The 19,508-nt window shown below is 69.6% G+C and carries 14 protein-coding genes and 1 pseudogene; 3 read left to right on the forward strand and 12 right to left on the reverse strand.

Annotation, left to right across the window (positions count from 1 at the left end; genetic code table 11):
- A complete protein-coding gene (tkt, locus tag G3I71_RS08380) occupies nucleotides 1-2,094 on the reverse strand; it encodes a transketolase (protein ID WP_164313308.1) in 2,094 nt (697 codons plus the stop codon).
- Nucleotides 2,095-2,240: 146 nt separating this feature from the next.
- On the opposite strand from tkt, the gene G3I71_RS08385 reads away from it, so the two are divergent.
- Entirely contained in the window at nucleotides 2,241-3,149 is a 909-nt protein-coding gene (locus tag G3I71_RS08385; RefSeq protein ID WP_164313309.1) for an AraC family transcriptional regulator, read from the forward strand.
- A gap of 65 nt (nucleotides 3,150-3,214) precedes the next feature.
- Here G3I71_RS08385 and G3I71_RS08390 read toward each other — a convergent pair whose 3' ends face one another.
- From G3I71_RS08390 to G3I71_RS08435, 11 genes and pseudogenes are all read right to left on the reverse strand, one after another.
- A complete protein-coding gene (locus G3I71_RS08390; RefSeq protein ID WP_164313310.1) occupies nucleotides 3,215-4,624 on the reverse strand; it encodes a glycoside hydrolase family 16 protein in 1,410 nt (469 codons plus the stop codon).
- Nucleotides 4,625-4,807: 183 nt separating this feature from the next.
- Nucleotides 4,808-6,055 carry an Ig-like domain-containing protein gene (locus G3I71_RS08395; protein ID WP_164313311.1) on the reverse strand — a complete coding sequence of 416 codons (1,248 nt, stop codon included), beginning with the start codon at nucleotides 6,053-6,055 and terminating at the stop codon, nucleotides 4,808-4,810.
- A 157-nt stretch (nucleotides 6,056-6,212) separates the two neighbouring features.
- A pseudogene (locus tag G3I71_RS08400) lies at nucleotides 6,213-7,629 on the reverse strand (MMPL family transporter).
- Nucleotides 7,630-7,787: 158 nt separating this feature from the next.
- Complete coding sequence (locus G3I71_RS08405) at nucleotides 7,788-8,390, reverse strand: hypothetical protein (protein ID WP_164313312.1); 603 nt, start codon at nucleotides 8,388-8,390, stop codon at nucleotides 7,788-7,790.
- Entirely contained in the window at nucleotides 8,387-8,722 is a 336-nt protein-coding gene (locus G3I71_RS08410; RefSeq protein ID WP_164313313.1) for a hypothetical protein, read from the reverse strand. Before G3I71_RS08410 ends, G3I71_RS08405 begins: the two co-directional genes overlap by 4 nt.
- Entirely contained in the window at nucleotides 8,719-13,803 is a 5,085-nt protein-coding gene (locus G3I71_RS08415) for a caspase family protein (protein ID WP_164313314.1), read from the reverse strand. Before G3I71_RS08415 ends, G3I71_RS08410 begins: the two co-directional genes overlap by 4 nt.
- 63 nt (nucleotides 13,804-13,866) lie before the next feature.
- Nucleotides 13,867-14,529, reverse strand: coding sequence for a response regulator transcription factor (locus G3I71_RS08420; protein ID WP_164313315.1), 663 nt, complete (start codon nucleotides 14,527-14,529; stop codon nucleotides 13,867-13,869).
- A 210-nt stretch (nucleotides 14,530-14,739) separates the two neighbouring features.
- Nucleotides 14,740-15,159 carry a sensor histidine kinase gene (locus tag G3I71_RS50970; protein WP_239149022.1) on the reverse strand — a complete coding sequence of 140 codons (420 nt, stop codon included), beginning with the start codon at nucleotides 15,157-15,159 and terminating at the stop codon, nucleotides 14,740-14,742.
- Nucleotides 15,132-15,749: a hypothetical protein gene (locus tag G3I71_RS50975; protein ID WP_239149023.1), complete on the reverse strand. Its 618-nt coding sequence runs from the start codon at nucleotides 15,747-15,749 to the stop codon at nucleotides 15,132-15,134. Before G3I71_RS50975 ends, G3I71_RS50970 begins: the two co-directional genes overlap by 28 nt.
- Nucleotides 15,750-15,871: 122 nt before the next feature.
- Nucleotides 15,872-16,615: an IclR family transcriptional regulator gene (locus G3I71_RS08430; protein ID WP_164313316.1), complete on the reverse strand. Its 744-nt coding sequence runs from the start codon at nucleotides 16,613-16,615 to the stop codon at nucleotides 15,872-15,874.
- A gap of 433 nt (nucleotides 16,616-17,048) precedes the next feature.
- Entirely contained in the window at nucleotides 17,049-17,588 is a 540-nt protein-coding gene (locus G3I71_RS08435) for a MarR family winged helix-turn-helix transcriptional regulator (protein ID WP_239149025.1), read from the reverse strand.
- A gap of 96 nt (nucleotides 17,589-17,684) precedes the next feature.
- Between G3I71_RS08435 and G3I71_RS08440 the strand changes: the two genes are divergently transcribed.
- A complete protein-coding gene (locus tag G3I71_RS08440) occupies nucleotides 17,685-18,602 on the forward strand; it encodes an SDR family oxidoreductase (RefSeq protein WP_164313317.1) in 918 nt (305 codons plus the stop codon).
- Nucleotides 18,603-18,604: 2 nt separating this feature from the next.
- A complete protein-coding gene (locus tag G3I71_RS08445; protein WP_164313318.1) occupies nucleotides 18,605-19,489 on the forward strand; it encodes an amidohydrolase family protein in 885 nt (294 codons plus the stop codon).
- Nucleotides 19,490-19,508: the final 19 nt, after the last annotated feature.

Here is a 19,508-nt window from a genome sequence, read left to right on the forward strand (position 1 = left end):
TCAACCACGGGCTGCGGCGAGACCGGTAGTTGAATTGAGTACAGCCCTGGCCGCCCGGGCGACGTTCTCGGCGGTGAAGCCGTACTCGGCGAACAAGGTCTTGGCGTCGGCGGAGGCGCCGAAGTGTTCGAGGGAGACGATGCGTCCTGCGTCACCGACGTAGCGGTACCAGGTCAGACCGATGCCCGCCTCGACCGCCACGCGCGCCTTCACGGACGGCGGAAGGACACTCGCGCGGTACTCGGCGGACTGCTCCTCGAACCACTCCACGGACGGCATCGACACCACCCGCGTACCCACCCCCTCGGCCTCCAGCGCCTCACGTGCGGCGACGGCGAGCTGGACCTCGGAACCGGTGGCGATCAGGACGACGTCCGGGGTGCCGGTGGAGGCGTCCCGCAGGACGTAACCGCCCTTCGCGGCATCCTCGTTGCGGGCGTACGTGGGTACACCCTGCCGGGTGAGCGCCAGGCCGTGCGGGGCCGGGTTCGTGGCGTGTCGCTTGAGGATCTCGGCCCAGGCGACGGCCGTCTCGTTGGCGTCGGCAGGGCGGACGATGTTCAGGCCCGGGATGGCGCGCAGGGAGGCCAGGTGTTCGACCGGCTGGTGTGTGGGGCCGTCCTCGCCGAGGCCGATGGAGTCGTGCGTCCAGACGTACGTCACGGGCAGCTGCATCAGCGCCGCCAGGCGTACGGCGTTACGCATGTAGTCGGAGAAGACGAGGAAGGTGCCGCCGTAGATGCGGGTGTTGCCGTGCAGCGCGATGCCGTTCATCTCGGCGGCCATCGAGTGCTCGCGGATACCGAAGTGGACGGTACGGCCGTACGGGTCGGCCTCCGGGAGCGGGTTTCCCTCGGGGAGGAAGGAGGACGTCTTGTCGATGGTCGTGTTGTTCGAGCCGGCCAGGTCGGCGGAGCCGCCCCACAGCTCGGGCAGGACCGGGCCCAGGGACTGGAGCACCTTGCCGGAGGCCGCGCGGGTGGCCACGGACGCGCCCTCCTCGAACACCGGCAGCGCGTCCTCCCAGCCTTCGGGCAGCTGACCTGCCACGACCCGGTCGAACAGCTTCGCCCGCTCGGGCTGCGCGGTGCGCCACTCGGCGAGGCGCTTGTCCCAGGCGGCGTGCGCCTCGGCGCCCCGGTCGAGGGCCTGGCGGGCGTGGGCGAGAACCTCGTCGGCTACCTCGAAGGTCTGGTCCGGGTCGAAGCCGAGGACGCGCTTGGTGGCCGCGATCTCGTCGTCACCGAGGGCCGAGCCGTGCGCGGCCTCGGTGTTCTGGGCGTTCGGGGCGGGCCAGGCGATGATCGTGCGCATCGCGATGATCGAGGGGCGCACGGTCTCGGCCTGCGCTTCCTTGAGCGCCGTGTACAGCGCGCGTACGTCGATGTCGCCGCCGAGTTCGGGCTCGATCCGCCGCACATGCCAGCCGTACGCCTCGTACCGCTTCAGCACGTCCTCGGAGAACGCTGTCGCTGTGTCGCCCTCGATGGAGATGTGGTTGTCGTCGTAGACGAAGACGAGGTTGCCGAGCTTCTGGTGGCCGGCCAGCGAGGAGGCCTCGGCGGAGATGCCCTCCTCCAGGTCGCCGTCGGAGACGATCGCCCAGACGGTGTGGTCGAAGGGCGAGGTGCCCTCCGGTGCCTCGGGGTCGAAGAGGCCGCGCTCGTAGCGGGCGGCCATCGCCATGCCGACCGCGTTGGCGACACCCTGGCCGAGCGGGCCGGTCGTCGTCTCGACGCCGGCCGTGTGGCCGTACTCGGGGTGTCCCGGCGTCTTCGAACCGTGCGTCCGGAACGCCTTGAGGTCGTCCAGCTCCAGCTCGTACCCGGACAGGAACAGCTGGGTGTAGAGGGTCAGCGAGGTGTGTCCGGGAGAGAGGACGAAGCGGTCACGGCCGGTCCACTCGGGGTCCGCGGGGTCGTGTCGCATCACCTTCTGAAAGATCGTGTACGCGGCGGGGGCCAGGCTCATCGCGGTGCCGGGGTGGCCGTTGCCGACCTTCTGCACGGCATCGGCCGCGAGTACACGCGCCGTGTCGACGGCGCGCTGGTCGAGATCGGTCCACTGGAGGCTGTCGGATGTCTGCGTACTCATCTTCAAGAAGTCCTCGATAGAGGGGGACGAACTGCTCGGACGTGTTCAAACTTAAAAGTCTGACTTTTACGGGGCCAGGTGCCTGTGTGTCACCCTTTGGTGAAAGTGGGACAGAGGCGGCGAGGCCTGGACGGCAAGAGAAGGACATGGCGGACAGAACCATCCAAGACACCATCCAAGACGTCCCGGACGGAGACGGCATCAGGACGTTTCCCTTCCCGGTCGATCTGAGCGTCCTGGGCGTGGGTATGCAGGTCGGCCCGATGTCACCCGACCGCACCTGGCACGACGACGCCCCGCTCGAACGCGTCCACCGCATCGACTTCCACGTCGTGATGCTGTTCGACGACGGCCCGGTCACCCACATGGTCGACTTCGCCGAATACGAGGCGACAGCGGGCGACCTCCTGTGGATCCGCCCGGGTCAGGTGCACCGCTTCTCCCGCACCACCGAGTACCGCGGCACCGTCCTCACCATGCAACCCGGATTCCTGCCCCGGACCACGGTCGAGGCGACCGGCCTGTACCGCTACGACCTGCCCCCGCTGCTGCGCCCGGACGCTCCCCGACTCGCCGCTCTGCGGGCGGCCCTGGCTCAGCTGGGTCGCGAGTACGAGGACACGGCCACCCTCCCGATCGGCCTGCACACCTCGGTACTGCGCCACTCCCTCACCGCGTTCCTGCTGCGCCTGTCCCATCTCGCGACGAGTTCGGCGGAGGCGGCGGGAGGCCGGACCGACACCACGTTCACCCTCTTCCGGGACGCGGTGGAGAAGGGCTTCGCCACCAACCACAGCGTCAGCGCGTACGCCGACGCCCTCGGTTACTCCCGGCGCACCCTCGTCCGCGCGGTGCGCGCGGCGACCGGTGAGACGCCCAAGGGCTTCATCGACAAGCGGGTGATCCTGGAGGCCAAGCGTCTGCTGGCGCACACCTCCCTGCCGATCGGGCGAGTGGGCGTGGCCGTCGGCTTTCCCGACGCGGCGAACTTCTCCAAGTTCTTCCAACTGCACACGGGGGCAACGCCGGTGGCGTTCCGGGCGGAGCTGAGCTGAGCTGAGACGTCAGGAGGGGCGGGCCGTCCGGCCCGCCCCTCCGTCAACGTTGTGCAACAGCCCTGTCAGTGGCCGAAGTTGAACCAGTTCACGTTCACGAACTCCTGTACCTGGCCGCTGGTGAAGGTCAGGTAGACGTCATGGGTGCCGGTGACCGCGCTCATGTTCACCTGGAGCGTGCGCCAGCTCTGCCAGCCGCTCGTGTTGCCCACCTCGAAGGTGCCGATCGGTGTGTTCGTACGGCTGTCGAGGCGTACCTGGACCAGGCCGCTCACGCCCGAGCCGGCCCCGCTCGCGACCCTGCCGACGAACTGCGTGGCGGCCGTGGAGCCGAAGTTGACGCTCTGGTAGAGCGCCCAGTCGCCGTTGGCGAGCGAGCCGATGTTCTGGCCGCCGCCGGTGTCGGTGGTGGTCTCCGTGCTGGTGCCCGACTGGCTGTTGTAGGACTCGGCCTGGATGGCGGCGTACGCGTCCCGGGTCCCGGTCGGCGGAGGCGTGGTCGTGCTGCCACCGGTGGTCGACTGGAGCACCTGCACGTAGTCGACGACCATCGGGCGCCCCGAGACCGTGTTCGCGTCCGGGCCGCCGCCGAACGCCGCCGGGAAGGCGCCGCCCATGGCCACGTTCAGGATGATGAAGAACCCGTGGTTCGTGGCGTTGGCCCAGGTCGTGGCGTCGACCTGGTTCGCGGTCACCGTGTGGTAGTTGGTGCCGTCGACGTAGAAGCGGATCGCCTCCGGGCTCACCGAGCGGTCCCACTCCATGCGGTAGGTGTGGAACCCGGCCTGACAGGTGGTGCCGGTGCAGCTGGTGGTCCCGCCGATGCCGGTCGTCTCGTTGCAGGCACCGCCCGGGCTGGTGCCGCAGTGCAGGGTGCCCCAGATGGTGTTGAGGCCCTGGGTGTTCTCCATGATGTCGATCTCGCCGACGCTCGGCCAGTTCTGGTAGTTGCCCCGGTAGGGCGCCCCGAGCATCCAGAACGCGGGCCAGTAGCCGAGGGCGGACGCGCCGGTGACGTTCGGCACCTGGAGGCGGGCCTGGACGGCCAGTTTGCCGCCGGCCGGGGGCTGGAAGTCGGTGCGGTTGGTCTCGATGCGGCCCGAGGTCCAGTTGCCGGCGGAGTCCCGCACCGGGGTGATCCGGAGGTTGCCGCTGCCGTCGAGCGAGACGTTGTTCGTGCTGTTCGTCATCGTCTCGATCTCGCCCGTGCCCCAGTTGGCGGGGCCACCGGAATACGAAGTCCCGGTCGCATACTGCCAGTTGGTGGTCGAGACGCCGGTTCCGGCGGTGCCGTTGAAGTCGTCGAGGAAGACCTGCGTCCAGCCGGTCGGCGGCGTCGGCGCGTCCGCCTGGGCCACGGTCACGGCGGCTGCCGCGAGGCTGAGGACGGCGCCGACGGCGACGAGCACGCGACGGAGAGGGCCACGTGCGGTGGGTGGGCCTGAAGTGAGCGAAGTGCCTGAAGTGTCCCTCATGGGTGCCTCTTCGGGTACGGGGTGGGGATGCGGGGTGCCTTCGAGTGCCCTTGAGAGCGCTCTCAGAGTGGGCCCAATGTGCTCCCGGTGACTCCGGCCGTCAAGAGGTGAAACCCAGAATTTCCTTCCGTCACAGGTGAGTTCACCCGATGAAGACATGAATGTGATAGGGCCGAAGAGCCTCTACAGGGCGCTGCCCGCCTTCCAGTCCGCCCAGTTCAGGTTCCAGCCGTTGAGGCCGTTGGCCGGAGCGACCGTCTCCTCGTCCGAGTTCCTGACGATCACCACGTCCCCGAGCATGGAGCTGTCGTAGAACTTGTAGCCCGGTACGGAGCTGTCGTTCGCGCCCTTCGTGTCGTGCAGTCCCACGCAGCCGTGGCTGGTGTTGCTGCTGCCGAACACCGAGGTCGAGGCCCAGTAGTTGCCGTGCACGAAGGTGCCGGAGGTGGTCAGACGCTGGGCGTGCGGGACGTCGCCGATGTCGTACTCGTCGCCGAGCCCGACCGTCGAGGACTCCATCCGCGTCTGCTTGAACCGCTCGCTGATCACCATGATCCCGGACCAGGTGGTGTGCTCGGCGTCGCCGCTGGAGACGGGGTAGGTGGCCGTGGTCGCGCCGTCCCGCCGTACGGTCATGGTCTTCGCCTTCAGGTCGACCGTGCTGATCTGCTCGCGGCCGATGTGGAAGGTGACGTCCTTGGACTGGGTGCCGTAGACCCCGTCCGCGCCCTCGACGTCCTTGAGCCGCAGCCCGAGCGTGATCTTCGTGCCGGCGGCCCAGTAGGTCTCCGGCCGGAAGTCGAGCCGGGTGTCGCTGAACCAGTGCCCGACCACCTCGACGGCCGGCTCGGCGGTCACGGTGATCGCCTTCTGGACCGCGGCCCGGTCGGTGACCGCCTCCGTGAAGTTGATCGACACCGGCATTCCGACGCCCGAGGTGGAGTCGGCCTCAGGCGTGAAGTACCCGACGAAGGTCGCGGACGGCGAGGCGGTGGTGAAGGTCGCGGTCTGCGCGGCGGCCCCGGTGACCTGCGCCGACACCGTGTACTTCGTCCCGGAGTACGGGTTCCCGGTGGACGTCCACTTCGTACCGGCCTCGTCGAGGGTCCCGGCCAGCGTGCCGCCGTCGCCGGTGACCGTGACGGAGGCGAGGGTGCCGTCGGTGACGGTGACCTCGACGGGGGTGGCGAAGTCGGCGTGCTCGGTACCGTCGGCCGGGGTGACGGTGACGACGGCCTTCCCGGCGGCTTTCACGGACGGGCTCGCGCTCGCACTCGCCTTCGTCGCCGCCGAGGCGTCCGCGGAGCCGCTGCAACCGGTCAGTACGGCCGCCGGTACGGCCCCGAGCGCGGCGAGGATCCCGCGCCGGGACCAGTTGGCCGGCCCCTGCCCGTTCGGCTCGGACGGGTTGGATATGTGCGGAACGCCCACGGCACGCCTTTCTGAAACGACCAGGTGTGATCGATGCTGCGCGTGCATGGTGCGCTTTCTGTATGGGTTTGTTCTTTGAAACTGGGGCTCGCTGCCTGAGATTCAGGTAAGGACGCCAATGGGGCGGCTCCACCAGGGACCGCCCCGCACGCCGGGGTCAGGCGTCGGCCGTCACCCGCTCCGGGACCGGCGCCTCCTCGCGCAGCCCGAACCGGTCGTGCACGCGGCGCAGCGGCGGCGGCGCCCACCAGGCCCGGCGTCCCAGCAGCGCCATGGTCGCCGGAACCAGCAGCATCCGTACGATCGTCGCGTCGATCAGCACGGCCGGCGTCAGACCGAGCCCGATCTGCGGGATGGGCGCGAAACCGCCCGTCATGAAGGCGCCGAAGACGACGGCCAGCAGCAGTGCGGCACAGGTGACCACCCGGCCGGAGCGACGCAGCCCGGTCGCCACGGCATCGAGGTCGTCACCGCTCTGTGCGCGGGCCTCGCGCATCCGGGCCGGGATGAACAGCTCGTAGTCCATGGCCAGCCCGAACGCGATGGCGATGATCAGCGGCGGCGCGGTCAGGCTGAGCGAGCCCAACTGCTCGGAGCCGAGCAGACCGGCCAGATGCCCGTCCTGGTCGTGGCGATGGTCCGCAACGGGATCAGCACCGACCCGGTGAAGGCGAACAGCAGGGCGAAGATGCCGACCAGGACGGTGGCGGCGGCCCACGGCGCCCGGTCGCCGAACATCTCCCGGAAACGGTCCGCCCGGCCCGCGCCACGGTCCGGTGTACGGCCTCGACGACGTCGTCGGTGTGCCGGCGCTCCTCACGGAAGCGGACCGCCATCAACAGAGCGTAGTCCACGGCGAGTCCGAGCCCCAGCATGGTGGTCACCTGGATGGCGTGCACGGAGATGTGGGTGACCTGACTGAAGGCGAACAGCGCGAGGAACGCGCCGGCTGTACCACTGACGGCGACGAGCAGGGGCAGCCCGGCGGCACGCAGCCCGCCGAAAATGAGGAACAGCAGCACGAGCACGTCCGGCAGGGAGATCAACTCGGCCTTCTTGGCGTCTTCTTGGGCCTGCCCGCCCAGCTGCTTCCCGAGCAACGGCCCGCCGCTGACATGTACTTCGGGCGCGTCGATCGCCTCGATCCGATCGACAGTCGAATCGATGACGGAGCCCTCGGCGTCGTCGTAGAGCCCGCTCTTCAGAGTGACGGGGATGAGTACGGCCCGCCCGTCCTCGGCGACGAGCCCCGGGGGGACGTACGGGTCGGGCACGGCGGCGACACCGTCAACGGTACGCAACTCGGCGACAGCCCGCTCGACTTGGGCGCGCAGCCCGGGGTCGGACACGGCGAGCCCGGCGACGACACCGGTAAGGGTATCCCCGGTCGGGGACACCTCGTCGAGATAGGCGGCGGCCACCTCGGACTCGGTCCCGGGAACGTTCGGAACATCATCGGACAGCTTGCCGAAGACCCCGGTACCGAGGCCGAACCCCAGCAGCAGGAAGAGCGCCCAGACGGCGATGACGGTGAGCGGGCGGCGGGTTGTCGCCCGGGTGAGTGTGGCGAGCACGGTCCCTCTCACGGGATCGGTGGACTTGACGTCACCGAACAGGCTGCTGCCGGGCGGGGGTTGGGGGGATCGCCGGGGGAGGGGTTTCGGGGGCTCGCTCTTGCGGGGGAGAAGCGGGGTGGCATGGGTCGTGCGGGGGAGTGGACGTCCCGCAGGAGTCAGCAGGCGGTCGCAGGGACGATCTTGCGGACGTCGGCGGTGCGCAGGACGAGTGGCTTGGTGGTGTCGCCGGTGGTGGGGAGGAGGGTGACGTTCGCGTGGGTGTAGGAGACGAGCTGTCCGCAGAAGTCCCCTGTGGTGGAGGCGACTTTGACGAGGTCGGCGGCGGGATCCTCGGTCTGGGTCCAGGAGACGCCGAGGGCGGCAGCCACGAGGGCCATGCCGAGGGTGAAGGCGGACATGCTCAGATACAGCGCCTGGCGCACCCGTCGAATCTCGGTCAGGGTCCATTTCCGCAGCGACTGCCCACCGAGATGGAGCAGTTCGCCGGGCTTGCCGAAGGAGGCGCGCACGGCGATCAGCGAACCCGCCACGAGGAGCAGGAAGGCCGAGCCGAGCAGCAGGATCGCGACGGTCTGCCAGGGTGAGGGCAGCTTGGACAGGTCGTCGCGGCCCTTGAGTACGGCGAGGACCGTGACGAGCGCGGTGAGTCCGATCAGCCCGTTGCGCCAGCCCTCCGCCTGCTTGCGCAACTGGTCGAGCTGACTGAACTGGAGTTCCCGGGCCAGCTCCTCCCAACGACGGTCCGCACCGGCGCTCATGGCTTGAACTTCCAATGGGCGCCGCAGCCCTCGAAGAGGGTGTTCTCCGGCTGCCCAGAGTGCGCGAAGCCGCATTCGCAGAAGAACGTCTCGGTTGCCTTGAGGGCGACCTGTTCGGCGAGGGACGGCACCTTGTCCTTGGACCAGGGGAACAGGCTCTTCGTGCCCGCGATCCCCAGCGGGAACGTGGTCGAGGTGCCGCCGTCGCAGCGGGGGCAGACGCCGGTGACGGTGATCCCGTCGGTGTCGGCGGTTACCTGGAAGACGTCGTCGACCTGCCCGACGTCGACCTGTGCGTATGCCAGGTTCTGCTGGTGGGAGGGGGTGCTCAAGTCGCTTGCTCCTGGGGTGCGTTCGAGTTGTCGGTGGCTTCGGTCTCGGCGACGTCCAGTTGGAACATGGCCGCGTAGACGCGCAGGCGTTCTGTCACCCAGCCGCTGTCGGTGTCCAGTTCGCGGGCCAGCGATTCGACCTGGGCCGCGGAGACGGTGCCGTGGAGGGCCGGTTCCTGGCCGTTGAGACCCTCGCTGAGGAGGACGAGGTCCTGCCAGAGAGGGAGAGTGTCCGGGGCGTGGGGGATGTCGAGTGCAACGCCGAAGGGTTCGTAGCGGCTGAGGCGCTCGTACACCCTCTGGACGGTCCGGCCGAGCCGGGCGGCCAGGGCCACCAGTTCCAGGGGTCTGATGGGGGAGGGGTCGCGCGGCTCCTTCAGGGCCATGCTCGAGGACAGGGCGAGGAGGTCGTGCCGGTCGGGTTCGAGTCCGGTCACCTGGGTGAGCTCTTCGTCGGTGAGCTCGGGGACCAGGGCGCCGAGGGCGCGGTACGGGGCGAGTTGGTCGAGGGCCATGTCGATGGTGAGGCCGGCCTCGTGGGCGTATTTTGCGAGGCTGAACGGTGTGATGTCTTTCCAGGCGGCCCGGAAGGGTTCGCCGGTGGTGATACCAGTCAAGCCCGTCAGCAGCTCGGAGCCGCCCTCGCCAGGCGTGAGGGAGAGGGCCGATGAGGGAAGGACCGGGACCTGCTTGAGGAGCTTGGGCCCATGGGTGGTCAGCCGCTGCAGGCAGTCACCGAGCGACTCCCCCAGCCCGCCCGCCACACAGACCAGGGTGACCGCGGTCCACGGGACGCCTGGATCGAGACTGCTGATGAGGAGGGCGATGCGGTCGCGCGGGGAGAAGTCCAGCCACTGGTGGAGGGGTTCGAGGTCGTCCGGGACGCTCATACCGAGCGCTTCCAGCCGCCGCAGACGGGACACGAAGGCGCCCCACGGCTCGTAGTCGAAGTCCGCACCGAGACCGGGCATACTGCCCCCGGGTGCGTAGCACAGAGCCAGGACGTCTATGGGGATCGACTGGGTGGGCAGCGGACTGTTGGTGTCTCCGTCGATAGTGAGCAGTTTCAGATCGTTCTCCTCCAGCGGGCGGGCCTCGGCCGACCGCGGGCTCAGCTCGGGCAGCCGCATACCGGCCTGGACGGCGAGATCCCCGACGGACTCCAAGAGGGCGTCGACCGTGATCTCGCGGCGTGCCGCCTCTGCCAGCAGGGCCTGGAGAGTGGGCGTCCGTCGGCCTTCGGACGGATCCCACAAACGGTTGAACATCTCCCACTGGTCCCAGCTGGGGGCGGCAGGCAACAACTGCTCCTCCGAGGGCAGTTGGTAGCCGAGAAACTCCCAAGGCCGCAGTTGTGCCAGCACCTCGGCACTGGTGAGCCCGAGTTTCTCCGCCAGCCGGGCGATGTGGACCGACAGGACGTCTTTCGGCAGTGCGTCGGTGCTGTAGGAACGCTGGTGCTTCGTCCAGCCGGCCAGCAGTTCGGCTTCCCTGGCGGTCGCGACATTGGCGGTGATGTCGGCGACCGGCACGTCGGGCGCGGCCAGGCCGAGCGGCGCGTACTGGAGGCAGCGCTCCAGCAGATGGCCGATACTCAGGCCGGTCTCGGCCGATATGGAGAACAACTGCCCTGCGGCGGGAAGCCACTCTGCCCGGCGGTTCGTCATCCAGGTGAGCAGCTCCAGGTCGACGGCCTCGGGAACGAAGTCCAGGCTGGGCGTGTCGTCCGCCACGACCGAGGGGATCTGCAGTCGGGGGCCGAGGATCGCGAAACGACGCAGGGCACGCAGGGCCTCGGCGACGGTCCGGCCGTTGGTGCGGATGTGGGCGGCCAGGTCAGTGATGTCGCGGTTCGCCTTGTCGAGCAGTTTGTTGTCGCCAGGGTGCGGGACGGGGTGTCCGCCGAGGTCCTCGGGGAGCACGACCGTGCTGTCGACATCATCGTTGACACGGACGCCCTGGTCGCGCAGGACCGCGAGGCGCCACGAATCGGTGAGGTCGGTCAGGTCGGTCGTGCTGTGGAGCACGGCCAGGGGCTCCGGCGGGAGGAGGTTGCGGTCGTCCGGAAACCAGCCGACGGAGTCGAGATCGACGTCCGGCTGATGATGGACGGAGATCCGCCGGACGGGCAGGGTGAGCCCGCTTCCGGCCAGCTCGGCGGCCACGGTCCTGGCCAGTGAGTCCATGTCATCCTCCAGGTTCCACAGCCACTGGAGGTCCAGTCCCTCCCACCCGGCCAGGTCGGCCACGGCCAAGCGCAGCTCCTCGGTGGCCCAGTTCCGGTCCCAGCTCAGCAAGCTGTTGCGGTTGACGCTGAGCTGGGGTGCCTGTGGGCCAGTCAGATTGATGACGTACCCGAAGGGATCCTGCGAGGTGACGATGCCGTCGGCGAGGACCATGCCCCTGTCGGCCACCCACCACACATGTCCTCGGGCGTCGAGCGGCGCGACGAGACTGCGGTCGTCCCGGGACCTGGGGTGCCGCAGCTCTCCGGCCGGCCACACCACGGGTTCGCCGCCCTCCTCGCGGAGGCTCAACTCGTACTCGTTCAGGCGCACCTGACGCCTCAGTACATCCAGCGCGGACACCAACTCCTCGCCCGTCTCTGGCTCGCTCAGCATCAGCCGGACCAGGGTTCCCCCGTCCCGGATTGGATCGCCCCCGTCCTTGTCCTCGTACCGCCGGATCCGGAACAGGCCGCTGCTGCTCGAAATGTCGACGATCAGGGCCTGTCGGGCGGTCGAGCCCTCGGCGTCCACCTCGCGGGTCACCAGGGTGACCTCGTCGGCGATCATGAAGTAGCTGAGTACGCCGATGCCGAACCGGCTGTAGGGGTAGAGCTGAAGCTCGGAGTCCTCCTCCAGCCAGAGGGCCTGCTCCTGGCGGAACGCGCGGGTCTGGGAGAAGCGGCGTCCGGCCCGGCTGAACGTCTGCTCCAGCTGAGCCCGGCCCATGCCGACGCCGTTGTCGCGGCACTCGATGTAGGCGCGGCCTGGGTGGCCGTCCACGGACGGTTCGCGGCCCTGGGTGATACGGATCTCCGCGGTCCACTTGGAGGGGGCGCCGCCCTTGCGCTTCAGGTACTCCCACCTAAGCTCGCGGTAGCGGCAGGCGTCGGCGGCGTTCTGGTACAACTCCCGTACGGCCAGGGACCGGTCGCCGTACAGCTGATGACCCATCAGCAATTCGCGGATCTCGTCCTGGGCCAGCGCGAAGCGCAACAGTGGGGCGGAATAGACGCGTTCCTCGGAGTGTGGGCGCCGCGCGGGCCGCAGATCGCGGGTGGTGACCCGGCCTGGCAGCCGCTCCGGGAACTCGCCGCTCTGCTGTTCCCGGGCGGTGTGCAGGGCGCCCAGAACGGTGTCCGCACGCAGTACGAGGTCGGTGAGGCCCTCGTGGAGCGCGGGATGCGGGCAGAGCATCTTCAGGTGCAGGTCGTTGGCCGCGTTGGCCCATTCCAGCTGGTCGTGCAGCGTGCGCACGACATCGGCCGGCCGGACCGGGTCGGCCACGCCCACGTGATCGGGCAGAACATCGGGGAACTGCCGGATGTCGGCGGCGAGGAGACCGGCGAGCCGGACCAGCCCCAGCACGCTCCACAGCCGTACCGGGCACCGTTCCTCCGCGGTCGTGAGGGCCGTAGGCGCGTCCGCCAGATAGCGGTTGTACGAGGGCAGATCGACGGGGTCGTCGGCCAGGAACCGAATGCTCTTCGCCAACAGCCAGCGGACCTCGTCGAGTTGCTCCTGATGGTCCTGTCCCGGTCCGAGCAGCGCCCTCGCCAGTCGGCCGATCAGCTCCAGCCCACCGGAGTCGGGCGGGTCGACGAGCTGCTCGGCCACCCAGCGATGGGCCAGCCACGAGGCCAGAGCCCGGTGTGCCTCGGTCTCGCCCCGCCGGCCGTGGCCGCGGGCCTTCCGCAGCAGCTGTGGGTGGCTCTCGTGCACGTACTGCAGCTCGTTGCGCATTTTGGAGCGGTTCTCGTTTTGGCGTACCGGATCGAGGTCGAACGGGTCCACCTCGGAGAGCCTGCTGAGCTTGCGGGCCCACATGGCCTCACGGAGGAAGGGCAGCGCCACCAGAAGGCCGGTCTCGACCGGGGAACGGTCGGCGCCGCCGTGCAGCAGCTCCGGCATCACCCGGCGTACCGTCCGGGTCGGCAGCCCGGGGTCGTTCCACGGGTCGTCGAAGCGGCGCCGGTCCTTGAGCACGGAGACGGCGCACTCGCGGGCGAACTCGGCGATGCGCTCCCGCATGGGGGCGTCCGGGCCCTCCTCGCCCGGCCCGGTGATCCACAACGAGGCCTTCTCCACGTCCTCGCGCCAGCGCAGCGGGATCTCCGTGCCCTCGCACAGCTCGGGGAAGGCCGACAAGGGCTCGTCCGTGGGCGCGCAGCTCACCTGGGGGTGCTGCGCACCGGCCCGGCGCGCATAGTCCGTGGTGCGCTCCTTGGCCTGGCGGAACACCGCCGCGAGGGTGCGCTGAGGGGCGTACGGGTCCAGGGCCTCGGCGAGTGCGCGGGTGAAGCGGCTTCCGGTGGCGTCGTAGTGGCAGCGCTCCCCGTGATCGCAGCCGACCAGCAGCGCCAGCCGCTTCGACGGGGCGCGGACGGTGGTGGCGCCGAAGCCCGCTGAGTCGTCGTCGGGCGCGCTGTCACGGCACGCGTCGACGACGTAGACGACCGACTCCGCCCTGCACCCGGCCAGGTAGGACGTCATGTCGACGGGGAGGAGCGAGTCGAGCTGGGCCTTCGACCACTGCTGGCCGCGCGTGGGGGCGAGCGCGTTCCCGGGAACCAGGTAGTCGGTGCCTCCGACGTGCACTCCGTGCCCCGTGAAGTACACGAGCAGCAGCTCGCACTCCTCCTGGGTCGCCTGTTCCAGCGCGGTGGTGATGTCGTTCCGCTCTACCTGCCCGTCGTCGCCCTGCCCGAGGGTGTGGACGGAGTAGCCCGACGCGGCGAGCTGCGTACCCATCGCTTCGAGGTCCCGTGTCACCGGCTCCGCCAGGGAGCCGAACCTCGACGCGGCACGCGGAGTGTCGCCCACCCCGATGAGAAGAGCGGATCGTCTGATCGTCACGCGGGGACGGTAGCGCGACTTCGGCCCGCTGAGGGCAGGTTCGCGCTGATAAGTGAGTTGTCGTCAGGGCGTCCCCGGTGCCACCAACCCCGTCTCGTACGCGCAGATCACGGCCTGCACCCGGTCCCTCAGCCTCAGCTTGCTCAACACGTTGCTCACATGCGTCTTGACAGTGTGTTCGGTCACGAACAGGGTCGTGGCGATCTCCGCGTTGGACAGGCCGCGGGCCAGTGGTCGGAGTGTCTCCTCCTCGCGGCCGGTGAGGATCTCCAGGTGCTGCGGTACGGGCTCGGTGGCGGCCTTCTCGCGGCGGGTGCGGACGATGTCCGCGCCCAGGCGGCGCGTCACCGTGGAGGCCAGGAGGGAGTCGCCGGCCGCCACCACCCGTACCGCGTGGACCAGGTCGTCGCGGCAGACGTCCTTCAGGAGGAAGCCGCTGGCGCCCGCGTACAGGGCCTCGTACACGTATTCGTCGAGGTCGAAGGTGGTCGGCATGACGACCTTGCAGGTGGACTGCGCGCACACCCGGCGGGCCGCCTCCAGGCCGTCCATGCCGGGCATCCGGATGTCCAGGAGGACGACGGCGGGGGTGTGGCGGACGACCGCGGCGACGGCCGCGGCGCCGCGGCCGGCTTCCGCGACCACCTCGATGTCCTGCTGCGCCTCCAGGATCATGCTGAAGCCGCTGCGGACGAGTTCGTCGGCGACGACCACCCGGATGCTCATCGCCTCACCCCGGGGCTGTCTGCCGGTCCACGGCGGTCGGCAGGTGTACGACGACGCGGAAGCCGCCGTCGGGGCCGGGGCCCGCGGTCGCGCTGCCTCCGCACGCGGCGGCCCGCCCCCGGATGCCGATCAGACCGTGGCCGCCCTCACGCGCGTCCCGCTCCGGGCCTTGGCCTCGTCCATCACCGTCAGCTTCAACTCGTCCGCCCCTCAGTCGAGTTTGACCCGCGCGCTGGCAGCGTACGCGTGTCTCACCGTGTTGGTCAGGGCTTCCTGGACCACGCGGTAGGCGGCCACCTCCATCTCCGGGTGGAGGGGGCGGGGATCGCCCGTGCTGTGTACTTCGGCGTGCAGGCCGGTGGAGTTCCGTACCTGCTCCACCAGCGCGGTCAGGGAGGCGATGCCCGGTTGCGGGAGGTGGCGCGCGTCGCCGTTCAGGTTTCTTTGCTCCTCCGCTTCCTCCTTCAATGCCCCGAGAATGCGCCGCAGTTGCTGCATCGCGTCCCGTCCGGACCCGGCGATCGCGTCGAAGGCCGCCTCCGCCCGTTCCGGATCACTGGGTACGACGACCGGTCCGGCCTCCGCCTGTACGACCATCAGGCTCACCGCGTGGGCGAGGATGTCGTGCATGTCGCGGGCGGTCCGGGCCCGTTCCTGGGCCAGGGCGCGAGCGGTGTCGGCGGCCCTCTCCCGCTCCAGACGGCGGGCGCGGTCCTCCACCGGACGCGGTGTAGGCGCGCTGGGCCACGGGCGAGCACGCCGAGGCCGTACGCGAAGAACAGGCTCAGGAGCTGGAAGGCGTACGCGAAGGGCTCGGCGCCTTCCTTGTGCTGGATGGTGACGGAGACCCCGGCCAGCCAGCCGAGCAGCATGAACCGGCTCTGCCAGGGTCGTCCCTGGGCGGACATGGTGTAGATGATGACCAGCCCGCCGTACATCACGTCCGGTGGGGTTGCGTGGTGGATCACCATGACGGGGGTTGCCACGGACACCGCCATGGCGCAGGCGAAGGGGGCTCGGCGGCGCCACACCAGCGGGAGCGCTGTGGCGGCGGCCAGGAGCCAGCCCTGCCAGGTCAGTCGGTCGTCGCCCTCGTCGGGGAACATCCACTGGAGGGAGGCGGCGAAGAGGACCAGTATCGCCAGGGCGGCGTTTACGGCGTAGGGGTTCGCTGTTCGTAGGCGGGTCAGGGCTGATGAGGGCCAGGTGGGTGGAGGCATGTCGGCTTCTTCGGGGCAAGGGGCCGGTTCAGTATTACTAGGGGTGCGTGGGGGTGTCCTCACCGGTGCGAGGGATTTTGGCTGCCGGTTCTGTGGCTGGTCGCGCAGTTCCCCGCGCCCTTTCAGGGGCGCCAGCCCAGTGCCCTTGAGATGCCTCTTGCCGCCAGTCTTACCGCTGGCACCAACGCCGGTACCTGGGCGTCCGCCTGGGGCACCACGACCGACACCGCGGCGATCACCGCGCCGCCCGGACCATGCACCGGGGCCGCCACCGACAGGGCGTCGTCGGTGACCTGACGGCTGCTCACCGCCACACCTGTGCGCCGGACTTCGGCCAGGACGCGGCGCAACTGGGCCGGGTCGGTGATCGTGTGCGGGGTGAAGGCGGTCAACGGGCCCTCGCAGTAGTGCTGTTGGAGCGCCTGGTCTCCGTGGGCGAGCAGGGCGAGGCCGACGCCCGTGGCGTGCAGTGGCCAGCGGGCGCCGACCCGGATGTGCACCCCGACCGCCGAACGGCCCGACAGCCACTCGATGTAGACGACCTCGCCGCCGTCCCGTACCGCCAACTGCACGTTCTCGTGCGTCGCTTCGTACAGGTCCTCCAGATACGGCAGCGCGATCTGCCGCAGCGCCAGCCCGCGCGGGGCGAGCGCCGCGATCTCCCACAGTCTGAGGCCCACGTGGTAGACGCCGTCGTCGCCCCGCTCCAGGGCGCCCCAGTGGGCGAGGGCGCCCACGAGGCGGTGTGTGGTGGTGAGGGTCAGTCCGGCCCGGCGGCTGATGTCGGTGAGGGACAGTGCCGGGTGCTCGTGGTCGAAGGCGCTGAGCACGGACAGCAGCCGGTCGGGCGCGGAGAGGGTGGTCATGGGCGGGCAGCTCCCCGGGGTGTGGACGTCACGTCCCTGTATACGTCCCTGTACACCGCGGAGCGGTGCGGCACCCGCGTGCGGTCGATGCCCGTGTCCGGGACGGGAGTGCGGGAGTTCACGGGCGGATCCCTTCGGGGGCGGGGGTTTCCCGGGGGAGGGCCCGAGGAGTCGAGCGTGTCGGTGCAGGTCTCGGGCATCCACCACACGGTGACCGCGGTGATCGAAGCGCCGCCGCACAGCAGCAGCGACACGGGCGTACTGCCGCCGTCGGCCCAACGTCTCGCAGAACAGGGCGCCCGGTGGCCCGTAGGTCGCGGACTGGGCGATGCCGTGTGTCTCCGTCGTGGGGGATGTCACCGGTCGGGGGACCGTACCGGTGCCAGGGTGAAGTTAGGCACCAATCAAGCGACAGTCAAGAATGTGCACAGCATCAGTTCAGTCCGTCCTCCGTGAGCCGCTGGAGCAGGGTGTGCAGCGACTCCCGTTCGGCCGCGTCGAGCGGGCTCAGCAGTTCGTTGGTCACGCGCTGGCCGGCCTCGTCGGTGTCGCGGAGGAAGGTGCGGCCGTCCCCGGTCAGGGCGACGATCCGGCTGCGGCGGTCGTCGGGGGAGGGGTGGCGTTCGACGAAGCCGAGCTTCTCCAGGTCGTCCACCAGGCCGACGATCGCGCTCGGGTCGTATCCGAGCGAGGTGCTCAGCTCGCGCTGGAGTGCGCCCGTGGAGGTGGTCAGGAAGCGGAGCACCGCGTAGTGGCGCAGCCGTAGCCCCGACTCCTGGAGGAAGGTGTTGAACAGCTGGCCGGAACGCAGGCCCAGCCGGTACAGCAGGTAACCGGTGTCCGAGTGCAGGCCGCGCATCCAGGGCTCGTGCGTGTCGATCGGGGCTGGATTCTGGACGTCCTGCTGGCGGGCGATGGCGGGCTCCCTCGTCGAGGCCCCGGGCGGGGCGGCTCCATGTGCTGATTCCAGCATGGCGCACGCATCTGATGGCAACAACTATTGACGTCAACAATTATTGCTCTTAGCTTCGATCCCGTAGCGGATTCGTCTTGTGAAGGGACCCCCCTCGTGTCCAGCATCGATCTGACCGGCAAGGTCGCCGTCGTCACCGGCAGTGGCCGTGGCCTCGGCCTCGCCTACGCGCACGCTCTCGCCGCCGCCGGCGCCTCCGTTGTCGTCAACGACATCGACGAGACCGTGGCCGAGCAGGCCGTGAAGTCCATCACCGCGGCGGGCGGCACCGCCGTGGCCGAGGTGGTCCCGGTCGGCACGACAGAGGCCGCCGAGCGGCTCGTGAACCGCGCGGTGGAGGAGTTCGGCCGGCTCGACATCCTGGTCACCAACGCGGGCATCCTGCGCGACAAGGTGATGTGGAAGATGACCGACGACGACTTCGACGCGGTGATCACCACCCACCTCAAGGGCACCTTCACCTGCGCCCGCGCCGCCGCCGTACGCATGCGCGAGCAGGGTGAGGGCGGCACGCTGATCCTGGTCGGCTCCCCGGCCGGCCAGCGCGGCAACTTCGGGCAGACGAACTACGCCGCCGCCAAGGCCGGCATCGCCGCCTTCGCCCGCACCTGGTCGATGGAGCTGGGCCGGGCGAACATCACCGTCAACGCGATCGTGCCGGTGGCCGCCACCGCGATGACCGAGACGATCCCCGCCTTCGCCCCGTACATCGAGGCGCTGAAGAACGGCGAGCCGTTCCCGGCCTTCCTGCGCAAGGGCGAGGGCTTCGGCACCCCCGAGGACTGCGCCGCACTCGTCCCCTTCCTCGCCTCCGAGGCCGCCCGGGGCATCACCGGCCAGGCCATCGGCATCGGCGGCGACAAGGTGGCACTCTGGTCGCATCCGCAGGAGATCAGGGCGGCGTACGCGGACGGCGGCTGGACCCCCGAGACCCTGGCCGACGCGTGGCCCACCTCGGTCGGCGCAGAGCTCCAGTCGGTGGGCATCCCCGCCCCCAAGTTCCCGGAGGCGTAACCATGGCGCACCTCAACGTCGAGGAACTCGTCGCGATCGACGTCCACACCCACGCCGAGATCTCCTCCAAGGGCACCTCGTCCCTGGCCGACGACCTCCACGACGCCTCGTCGGCCTACTTCAAGGTCGAGGGCAAGCGGAAGCCGACCCTGGAGGAGACCGCCGCGTACTACCGCGAGCGGAAGATGGCCGCCGTGATCTTCACGGTGGACGCCGAGTCCGCGACCGGCACCGCGCCCGTCCCCAACGAGGAGGTCGCCGAGGCCGCCGCGGCCAACCCGGACGTGCTGATCCCCTTCGCCTCCATCGACCCCTTCCGGGGCCGGGCGGGCGTCAAGCAGGCCCGCCGCCTGGTCGAGGAGTACGGGGTCAGGGGCTTCAAGTTCCACCCCAGCATCCAGGGCTTCTTCCCCAACGACCGCTCGGTCGCGTACGAGCTGTACGAGGTGATCGAGGAGACCGGCACGATCGCGCTCTTCCACACCGGCCAGACCGGCATCGGGGCAGGGGTGCCCGGCGGCGGCGGAATCAGGCTCAAGTACAGCAATCCGCTGCACGTGGACGACGTATCCGCGGACTTCCCGGAGATGAAGATCATCCTGGCGCATCCGTCGTTCCCCTGGCAGGACGAGGCCCTCGCTGTCGCCACGCACAAGCCGGGTGTGCACATCGACCTGTCCGGCTGGTCACCGAAGTACTTCCCGCCGCAACTGGTGCAGTACGCCAACACACTGCTCAAGGACAAGGTCCTCTTCGGCTCGGACTACCCGGTGCTCACCCCCGACCGCTGGCTCGCCGACTTCGAGAAACTGCCGATCAAGGACGAGGTCAGGCCGAAGATCCTCAAGGAGAACGCGGCCCGGCTCCTCGGACTCACGAAGCCATAGGCCACAAGTCCCGTCGCAT

This window comes from Streptomyces sp. SID12501 (assembly GCF_010550245.1).
In the GTDB taxonomy this organism is placed as follows: domain Bacteria; phylum Actinomycetota; class Actinomycetes; order Streptomycetales; family Streptomycetaceae; genus Streptomyces.